This window comes from Mycobacterium sp. (assembly GCF_032161845.1).
Lineage (GTDB): Bacteria > Actinomycetota > Actinomycetes > Mycobacteriales > Mycobacteriaceae > Mycobacterium.
In genome coordinates, this window is record NZ_JAVRQA010000500.1 from 1 (window position 1) to 9,674 (window position 9,674).

General features: G+C 66.0%; 9 protein-coding genes. 5 read left to right on the forward strand and 4 right to left on the reverse strand.

What is annotated here, in order from left to right; genetic code table 11:
- Positions 1–1,883: helix-turn-helix transcriptional regulator (locus QOD90_RS27570; protein ID WP_526355072.1), on the forward strand; the 1,883-nt coding region annotated here is incomplete at its 5' end.
- Here QOD90_RS27570 and QOD90_RS27575 read toward each other — a convergent pair.
- Positions 1,880–2,893, reverse strand: a complete 1,014-nt coding sequence (locus tag QOD90_RS27575; RefSeq protein ID WP_526355074.1) for an alcohol dehydrogenase catalytic domain-containing protein — start codon at positions 2,891–2,893, stop codon at positions 1,880–1,882. The genes QOD90_RS27570 and QOD90_RS27575 overlap by 4 nt on opposite strands.
- Positions 2,894–3,000: 107 nt before the next feature.
- On the opposite strand from QOD90_RS27575, the gene QOD90_RS27580 reads away from it, so the two are divergent.
- Both QOD90_RS27580 and QOD90_RS27585 read left to right on the forward strand, forming a co-directional pair.
- Positions 3,001–3,294: a hypothetical protein gene (locus tag QOD90_RS27580; protein WP_526355076.1), complete on the forward strand. Its 294-nt coding sequence runs from the start codon at positions 3,001–3,003 to the stop codon at positions 3,292–3,294.
- 67 nt (positions 3,295–3,361) lie between these two features.
- Positions 3,362–4,387 (forward strand): hypothetical protein, encoded by a 1,026-nt coding sequence (locus QOD90_RS27585; RefSeq protein WP_526355078.1) that lies wholly within the window; start codon positions 3,362–3,364, stop codon positions 4,385–4,387.
- 3 nt (positions 4,388–4,390) lie between these two features.
- Here QOD90_RS27585 and QOD90_RS27590 read toward each other — a convergent pair whose 3' ends face one another.
- Together QOD90_RS27590 and QOD90_RS27595 are read right to left on the reverse strand one after the other, a co-directional pair.
- A complete protein-coding gene (locus QOD90_RS27590) occupies positions 4,391–7,153 on the reverse strand; it encodes an ATP-binding protein (protein ID WP_526355080.1) in 2,763 nt (920 codons plus the stop codon).
- Positions 7,154–7,258: 105 nt separating this feature from the next.
- Positions 7,259–7,813, reverse strand: coding sequence for a hypothetical protein (locus QOD90_RS27595; RefSeq protein ID WP_526355082.1), 555 nt, complete (start codon positions 7,811–7,813; stop codon positions 7,259–7,261).
- A 343-nt stretch (positions 7,814–8,156) separates the two neighbouring features.
- Here QOD90_RS27595 and QOD90_RS27600 point away from each other — a divergent pair, with 343 nt between their 5' ends.
- Positions 8,157–8,444, forward strand: coding sequence for a hypothetical protein (locus tag QOD90_RS27600; RefSeq protein WP_526355084.1), 288 nt, complete (start codon positions 8,157–8,159; stop codon positions 8,442–8,444).
- Between the two features lie 145 nt (positions 8,445–8,589).
- A complete protein-coding gene (locus QOD90_RS27605; protein WP_526355086.1) occupies positions 8,590–9,276 on the forward strand; it encodes a VTT domain-containing protein in 687 nt (228 codons plus the stop codon).
- Here QOD90_RS27605 and QOD90_RS27610 read toward each other — a convergent pair.
- A partial coding sequence (locus QOD90_RS27610; protein WP_526355088.1) for a hypothetical protein occupies positions 9,273–9,674 on the reverse strand: 402 nt, incomplete at its 5' end. The genes QOD90_RS27605 and QOD90_RS27610 overlap by 4 nt on opposite strands.

The window sequence follows — 9,674 nt, forward strand, 5'->3', positions numbered from 1 at the left end:
GCGACCGAGTGGCTCAAATGCTCGAAGAGGCCGAGGACAAGGGCATCGTCGCGATCGACGGCCAGCGCATTCGCTTCACCCATCCCTTGCTGAGCCAGGGGGTTTACACCCTGGCAGCGCCTGCTCGACGACGTGCGATCCATCGGCGCCTTGCCGCGACCGTCGATCAACCTGAACTTCGTGCGCGGCACCTCGCGCTGGCCGCGACCAGCGGAGATGACGCCACGATGGATTCACTGGACGCCGCCGCCGAGTCCGCACGCTCACGTGGAGCACCCGCCGCCGCCGCCGAGTTCGTCGACCTGGCGATCCGGCTCGGTGGCGATACGCCGCGACGTCGGCTACAGGCGGCGAATCACCATTTCAGCAACGGTGACGCGACGCGGGCGAGGCTGCTGCTCGAGGACGTCATCACCGTGATGGAACCAGGTGCGTTGCGCGCGGAGGCGTCGAACCTGCTGGGATTCGTGCATCTGTTCGAAGACAGCTTTCTCGAGGCTGCCGGGGTGTTGGAGGCAGCGCTCGACGAAACCGGCGACGACACGAGGCTGCGGACGGAGTTGTTGGTGACGCTGTCCTACGCCCGATACAACGCGGGCCAATTCGGCCGCGCCGCCCGTCGAATCGACGAAGCGATCGCCCGTGCCGAGCGACTCGGGCAGCCGATCCTGCTAGGTCAGGCGCTCGGGCTACGGGTGATTCTCGGCTTTCTCCGCGGCGACGGCCTCGACCAGATGCGACTCGTTCGGGCACAGGCGTTGGAAGACGTCGATGCCGACATGCCGATGGCGTTTCGCCCCAGGATGCAGAACGCGATGCTGCTGGCATGGACCGGGCACCTCGATCACGCCCATGACGAGATGGCGAACATTAGGCGGCGCTGCATCGAACGCGGCGAGGAGAACGAATTGATCTTCGTCGCCGTACACGCCGTACTGCTGGAGATCTGGCGCGGTAACTTCACCGACGCCGCCCTGATCGCCGAGGACACCACTGAGCGGGCGCGTTATCTGGGCGGCGACGTCCCGCTCTTCGTGGCGACGACCATTCGGGCTGCCGTGGCGGCATACGCCGGCCGAGTCGACGTCGCGCGTCGAGACATCGCCACCGCGCTGGCCGCCAGCGAACGCTGCGGAGCGAACCTGCTGGTGGTCTGGACGTTGACGACTCTTGGATTCCTCGAGTTGTCACTTGGGAACTACGAGGCCACGTTGGCCGCAACCGCACCGTTGCTCGCCAGGCTCGACGGTGCACCGAAGGCGACCGAGATCGTCGCCGCGGCGTTCGTGCCCGACGCCGTCGAGGCGATGGTCAACCTCGGCCGACTCGACGACGCCGAGCGGCTCGCCGACGTTTTGGAAGGCAACGGCCGTCGGTTGGATCGCGCGTGGATGCTCGCCGTGGGCGCGCGGAGCAGAGCGATGGTACTGGCCGCCCGCGGGGACATCGACGGCTCGCTACTGGCCGCCCAGCACGCGGTGACTCAATGCGACAGGCTCGCAATGCCCTTCGAACGTGGTCGCACCCAATTGCTACTGGGCCAGGTCGAGCGCCGCCATCGGCGCAAGGACGCTGCCGCCGCGGCCTTCACCAATGCGCTGGAGACATTCGACGAGCTGGGCGTCCCGATGTGGGCCGATCGGGCCCGTGCCGAACTGGATCGCAATCACACCGGGCCTCGCCGCAAGAGCGTGCTCACGCCGTCCGAACAACGCGTCGCCGAACTCGCTGCCGCGGGCAAGACCAACCGCGACGTCGCCGCCGCGCTGTTCATCAGCCCGAAGACCGTCGAAGCGAACATCGCCCGCATCTACCGCAAGCTCGACATCAAATCCCGCGCCGAACTCGGTAGCCGCATCGACTGGCTGACCCGCCGGCACTAAACCGTCAGGACCATCCGGTAGCGCGCCTTGCCCGTGTCCATCGCCTCGTACGCCTCGGCGGCTTCGGAGAGTGGCCGTTCCTCGACCACGGGACGCACGCCCGTCTGCACTGCGAAGTGCATGGTCTCCTCGACGTCGCGGGCAGTGCCCGACGGATGACCGGTGACGGACAGGCCCGCGTTGATCAGATCGAGCGGACTGATCGGGAGGTTCTCGGGGGTGACGCCGACGACGACGAGCTCACCCTCCGGTCCGAGCCCTGCCACGGTCGCCGCCATCGCCACGGAGTTCGCCGCCGTCGCAAGCACCACCTTCGCGCCGCCAAGACTCTGAAGGGCCGATCCAACATCGGCCTCGTTGGAGTCGATGTAGTGATGTGCACCCAGTTCGCGGGCGCCGTCGGCCCTCTTGGCACCGCGGGCGATCGCGACGGTCTCGAATCCCATCGCCCTCGCCCACTGCACGCCAAGGTGGCCGAGGCCCCCGATACCGAGCACGGCGACCAGGTCCCCGGCCACCGCCCTGGTACGCCGTAGCGCGTTGAAGGTCGTCACGCCCGCGCAGCCAAGTGGCGCCGCCTCGACGAACGACAGCGCATCGGGGATGCGGGCCAACGCCGTAGCCGGCGCCGTCACCGACTCGGCATAACCGCCCGGGTACTGCCAGCTGGGCACCTGCAGGCGCTCGCACTGCATGAAGAAGCCCCGACGGCACGGCGCGCACCGGTTGCAGTTGCCGCCGAACCAGCCGACCGCCACCCTGTCACCCACGCCGAAGTCCTCGACGCCGTCGCCGACCTCGGCAATGGTGCCCGCGATCTCGTGTCCCGGCGTCACGGGCCATGACAGTCCGGGGAAGCCGCCGCTGACGAAGGCATGATCGGTGCCGCACACGCCACACGCGGCGACGGCGATTCGCACGTGATCACGCGGCGGCGGGGTGGTCTCGACGTCGACCAAGGAGAGCGGTTGATTCGCGGACGCCACCTGGACCGCCTTGTGTGTGGGCATTGTTGGAGTTTAATCCCGACCCGTCGGCGTGCAGAAGCCCAGCGGAACGCCCTCACGTAGGGAAACACCCGATTTCTTCGCCTCCGCGCGGGATTAGCGTCGAGTTGATGAGCTCCCACGCCACAGCGGTTCCGTGCTACCTCGTCGAGTGGTACAGCCCGCGACTGGCGAAGGAGCCGATCGCTGACACCGCCGCCACGCTCGACGATTGTGCAGCGTCGACGTCCACGGAGGCGGGCTCGACCGTGCGACTCCTCACGATCATCGCGGTCCCCGCTGACGACGTGTGCTTCGGCGTGTTCACCGCCGACTCAGCAGACCTCGTCGCCCAAACCTGTCAGCGCGCCGGCCTCACCGCCCAGCGGCTCACGCCTGCCGTCGACGCTCGTCTCGGGCCGTAGTGCGAATCGGAGGACTTTCATGCAAATTCGTGCCAGCGTGCGCAGCCACGCCATCATCATGCTGAGCGTGACACTCCTCGTTGGGTCTACGGCGTGCGCGAGTAGCACTGTCATCCAGGGTGATCGACGTTCCACGGCAACGCCGAGCAGCGGGCGGCCCACCCCCGAAACGGGCGGCTTGTTCAGTGGCGAACAGCCATGGACCACCGACGTCTCGAGCGTGAAGAGGTCGGACCGCAGCGATTCAATCATCGCGACACTCACCCGCCTCGGCGGTTGGGGCAACGACAACGTGTTCCAGACGGACTTCTCGATCCCAATCTTCTTCGCCGACGAAGCCACCCCACGCGCACAGGTCATCGGCATCGACGGTTACTGCTACGGGGGGCCAGACTGTGACGAGGTCCCGGCCCAGATTCCAGTCCCGGCGAACGCTAACATGGAGGGCTCAGAAGATCTGAGTTGCGATGTCTCGCAACAGGACTGCCACCTGCTCGTCGTCGATCGCAATGACGACAAGCTGTACGAGGTCTACCAGGGCAACAAAGAGGGTGACGACGTCACCGCCATGGGCCTCTTCGTATGGGACCTCGGCAAGAGCTATCCGGAGACACTGCGCGGCGATCAGTGCACCAGCGCCGACGCCGCGGGATTTCCCATCGCCGGCCTCACCCCGACCGCCGACGAGGTCGCCGCAGGCGGCGTCGACCACGCCTTGCGCTTCATCCTTCCGAACGACCGGATGAAGGCCGATGTCTACGTCCGGCCCGCCACGCACGCGGGTGGACCGGAGAGCACCGACCCGAACGCTCCTCCGTACGGCGTGCGCCTCCGCCTCAAGTCCGACTTCGACGACTCCGGCTTCGGCGCGTCCCAGAAGGTGATCCTGGCGGCACTCAAGAAGTACGGGATGTTCCTCTCCGACGGCGGCGAGATCGCACTCACCTTCGCCGACGACCGAACGAGCATCGCGAAGTGGGCCGACTTGGGCATCGACTCAGGATCATTCAGCGCGATCCCCCCCGATGCGTTCGAGGTCGTCGAACTCGGCGCGGATGTCCCCCTCACCTACGACTGCGTCCGCAATCCGTGAACCTCAGTCGGAGAGCTCGGCCGTGCGACTGCCCAGCTCGGCCCGCGAATGGATGCCCAACTTCTGGTAAACCCGAGATAGGTTGGCCTCCACCGTCTTCGGGCTGACGAATAGTGTCGCCGCGACGTCACGGTTCGTCATTCCGGAGGAAGCCAGCCGTGCAATGCGAAGTTCTGCGGGAGTCAGCGTCGCCACGTGCCGCACCCCGACGTCGAGACCTGCCAGCTGATCGCGGGCACGTTGCGCCCACAACGGCGTGCCGAGCCGTTCGAAGTCGGCCAGCGCCGCCGTCAGTGTCGACGCGGCCTCATCCTGTCGACGCAACCTGCGCTGCAGTTGACCGAGGAGGAGCTGCGTACGGGCTCGCTCGAAGGGCATCGGTACCCGGTCGTGCTGGACCATGGCTCGTTCGGTGGTTGTCATTGCGCCGACGAGATCCGCGCGGGCGGTCTGCAGCATGCCACGGCATCGCCCTCCAACACTAAGCATCCACGGTCGGTCCAGTCGAATTCCGTTGTCCTCGATCCTGTTCACCCAAACCTCAGCATCATCGAGACGGCCCAGCTGAACCATGGCCTCAATGGCATCGGGCAGGAACCACGCCGAAATGATCTCCGTGGCCCTCGGCGTCAGCGAGATCCCGGTGAGAAGCGGCTCGAGAACTGCAAGCGCTTCTTCGTAGCGGCCAAGCGAGACCTCGAGGAAACCCTCTGTCATCACGGGCCATTGGGCGAGGTTGGTCGCGCCGGACCTGAGGGCAGCCGAAAGGGCATCAGCACACGCTCGGCGAGCGACCTCGACCTCGCCGGCATGCGCCGCCCACAGCGCCCTCACCGTCAGAGCAACGTAGCGCGGCACGTCCCCGTTCAGTTGCAGGGCGCGCTCCATCGTTTCCTCGGCCTCCGCGGCCAGCACGTCGAACTCTCCGCGCCAGACACTGAGGATGCCGCTTTGGAAGTTGATGAAGATCAGTTCGCTGTCCTCGCCGTGTTCGATGGAGCGCCGCTTGATGGCGGCGAATTCATCCCGCGCGCGGTCGAGTTCACCGCTCCACGCGGCGAGCAAAGCGCTCTGCACGTTGGCACGAATCGCAATCGCCACACTGACGCCGGGATCCTGCAGTCTGACTGCGCGGTCCAAAGCGGCCCGGTCGAGTCCCTCCCCCAGCATGAAGCGCAGAGTGGTCCGCATACTCAGGGCCTGGCTCAGAAGATGGCTCAGAGGGGGCGAATCACACAGTGCAACGGCCTCGTCGATGCGCTGGGCGGCTTCGACCGCACGCCCCGAATTGATCTGGGCGAACGCAAGGAGATTGAGGCATTCGGCCCGGAAAGCCCGGTCGTCGCCGACCTCGTCGACGGCCTGCTGCAGAAGGTCCGCGGCCTCGATGAAACTGTCGTCGAACATCCGCACCACACCGAGCAGATAGCGTGCCCTCGCTCGAAGCACACCGTGCTCGAGCGACGCGATCGTCTCTGCGAGCAGACCGCGGGCGCGTTCGGAGTCTCCAGCATTGAAGTGCAGACCTGCCAACCGAATTCGACGCTCCGTGGTGTCCCCGCCGAGCGTCAGCGCGAGGTTGACGAGTTCCGCGGACGCCCCTGGTGCGCCCCTGCTGCGCGCGATGTCGGCTGCGGCGTCAAGCGCCGTCAACGTCGCCAGGTCGCCGGTCGTCGTCGCCAGCGCAAGATGCCGGGCCCGTGATTCGGGCTCGTCGATGAGCTCAGCCAGGCGGCGGTGCATCGCGCGGCGCGCCGCGGGGGAAGCCCGCTGATAGACCCCCTTGGCGAGTATCGGATGGCCGAAGCGGATGCGATTGCCGTCGAGGCTGATGATTCCCTGCGTTTCCGCGGGTTCCAGCAACTCAACGAGGCTGCCGACGTCGGTGTCGACCGCAGCCGCGACGAGGTCGACCGTTGGTGCCGCTAAGCACGAACTGGCTAGGAGAGCGACTTCATTGGCATCGCCAACGCCGTCGATGCGGTGGTCGACCAGTTCGGCCAGAGACCGTGGCAGGACGTCCCCACTGCCGCCTGCGCCTTCGTTGATCGACCTCGCCAACTCGATTGCGTAGAAGGGGTTTCCGCCGGACGTCTGGTGTATGCGCAGCATCGTAGGGCGTGGAAACGAGCGACCGAGGCGTTGCGAGATGACCGCGTGCAGACCTCCGACTCTGAGGGGGCGCAGGCCGATCCGCTGAATCCGATCGGGTTTGGGTGGCTGGAACCAGGAGACGGAGGACGCGTGTGCCGCACGCACCGCGCCGAGCATGCCGACGGGACCGGAGAGTCGACGGACGACCGAATCGAGGACGCGCGCGCTCGACGAGTCGAGCCACTGCAAGTCGTCGATCGCGAGTAGCAACGGGCCTTCCCGGGCAAGGTGGTCGACGACCGAAGAGAAACCTGCGGCGATGGCGCGCTGATCGGTCACCGCTTGATGGTCATCCGGGTCTTGGGTGCGCGTCATGATGCGGTCTACAGCCTGGCGCTGGGGCCCGGGGAGGTCGGCCCATACCGACGGCGAAACCGACCCCAACAGGTTTCCAAGGGCCGTGTAGGCCATGACCGACTTCGCCGCCGTAGGCCTGGTGGACAACACCAGGAAGCCGCGTTCGCGCGCCTCGTCCAGGGCCGTCAGCCAGACCGTCGTCTTCCCAATACCCGGTTCGCCCTCGAATATTAGCGCCGCCGGCGCAGACGACGCAGCGTCCAGAAGGCGGGTGATTTCCAGCGACTCTCGCGGGCGAGAAACGTTGCCAGGCATCACACAGAAAACATCTCACAGATTCTGCGTATCGCGTGCGACATATCTAGCAAACGGTCAGCAGAGCGACTGAACCTAGCCGCGGTCACGGCGCAACGAGGGTGGTTACTCGGTGATCTGCGGCCCGATCTTGCGCGCGAGGTCCACGGCGGCATCGTTGGCGCTGCCATCGCCGATCATGCCGAGAACCGCCACCTGGACGGTGTTCGACCGGCCACCGGCGACGAACTCCACCGATCCCGGTCCGAGGAATCGCATGCCGTCCGGCCCGGGCGTGTACATGTTCTCGAGCCCCGGCTCTGGGGGCCGCAGCGTGCCGTTGGCTGCGGTGTCGGGACTGCCGATCTCCACGCTCACCGATTCGAGGTTGTCGGGGTTCTCCCACACGCATCGCGAATCCGATGAGGCGCCTTCGACGGGCGCCCCCAGCAACGCGGAGATGTCGTCCGGCGAGAGGAGCGCACACGCGTCGATCGGTGCGACGGACTCGTCACCGGCAGCCGCGATCGACGAGGCGGACGACTTGGCGTCACGAAGGCTGGATCCGCCGCCCGTATCCGACTGCCCGCAGCCCACGAGTGCCCCGACGGTCGCAGCGCATGCGAGGACGGGGACGAATCCTCCGACGGCGAAGGAGCGCGGGCGGCGGAGTTCTGGCATCACTCGACGGTATTTCGTGAACGCGACCGATAAATCAGGTGTTTCCCTACCGCTGGCCTCCAAGCCAATCGTAGGGAAACACCCGATTTATTTGCGACCGTCCGTCAATAACGTCAAACCCACGCCCTCAGGGGCACTCAACTCAAGGGGAACTCCGATGAACAACTTCCAAGAATCCGCTCGAAAGACGATTGCCACGACGGCTGCACTGGCCGCGGCAGTCGGATGTACGGCATTGGCGTTGGCAAGTCCGGCTTCGGCTCAAAAGACCGACAGACACTACGCGGTGGATTGTCCACAGCCCTTCAGTCAGACGTGCGATAAGAAGACCCAGGGTTTGTCCATGCCGACTACGGGGCCGTTGTTCGTCTCGTTCACCGCCGACCCGAACCCGCCAGCGTGCGCTCCCGGAAGGGCGCGAATATTCATCGACGGGAACGAATGGGGCAGCAACATAGTCCAGCCGGGACAGAACGACGGCGGCTACTTCATCCAGACATCACCCGGACGCCACGTCATCCAGGTGCAGATGGACGGCGTACTTGGAGGTTGCAATACAGGGTCCATGAGCGGCTGGTCCGGCACCCTTCACGTCGAGACGGACGCCGACGCAGAGGACGGGGCTGGGTAGCCACCCAGGTGGTCGAGGTCCCAGCCGCTGGGCACCTACTTCTCGGACGCGGTCGGTGCATCAGTTGGCTCCCGACGGTGCGAGGAGTGCCGACTGCGAGCGCAGTCTCCGCGACCATCAGGCCACGCCGGTATCTTGACTAGCCATGACCACCACCAACCTCGCGTTGCTGCCAGACTTCCTAAACCCGTCGATCCTCGTTGGGTACTTCGGGGCATGGGCGCTGATCGGTCTGTTGGTCGTCGTCTTCATCGAGTCCGGTGTGCTCTTCCCCGTGCTGCCCGGCGACACCCTGCTCTTCGTGGCCGGCATGATTGCCGCGGGCCACGAGACCATCGAGAACGTCGACCGCGGTGACTTCGCCCTGTGGAAGCTGCTGATATTCATCCCGGTCGCCGCGATCCTCGGTGGCCAGGTTGGCTATTTCATCGGTCGAAGCATCGGCACCTCGATGTTCAAGCCGAAGGCGCGGTTCCTCAAGCAGCGCTACCTCGACGAGGCGCACGCGTTCTTCGAACAGCGCGGCCCCTTCGCGATCGTGCTCGCCAGGTTCGTGCCGATCGTGCGGACGCTGGCACCGATCACCGCGGGCGCCGCGAAGATGCGCTACGGGGTCTTCACGCTCTTCAACGTCATCGGCGCGGTCGTGTGGGGCGTCGGCCTGACCCTGCTGGGCTACGGCCTAGGCCAGTTCGAGATCATCCAGAAGCTTCTCGAGCCGATCTTCATCCTGATCGCGCTGGCCTCGGTCGCCCCGATCTTGATCGAGTGGCTGAAGCGTCGCAAGGCCGCCAAGCAGGCCGGCGACGAGCCCGCCACGGAGCCGTCCTAGCTGACCAAGAATGGTGCCGTGTCGATGACGGTCACCTTCGTGTTGCCGTCCTTCGCGGTCGTCACGGAGATGGCGTCGCCATCGGCGATCGACTGCGCCGGTACCGAGGCCGTGCCGTCGATTGCAATGCTTCGCAGCACGACCGGCACTCCCGTGAGGTCGACGACGAACAGCTTCGCCGACTGGGCATCGACCATCGCCAACTGGAAACCGGTCCGGCCGTCGCTGCCGATGACCATCGCTCCGATCGGCGTTCCCGATCCGAGGGACGACGACCCCACACCGGTACCGTCGGCCAGGTTGACACTGGTTACCGATGACCCGCTTCCCGTCGACGAAGTGACAATCAGACGCCCGTCGGAGGTCAGGGCGGTTCCCGTGATCTGCCCTGCGATCGG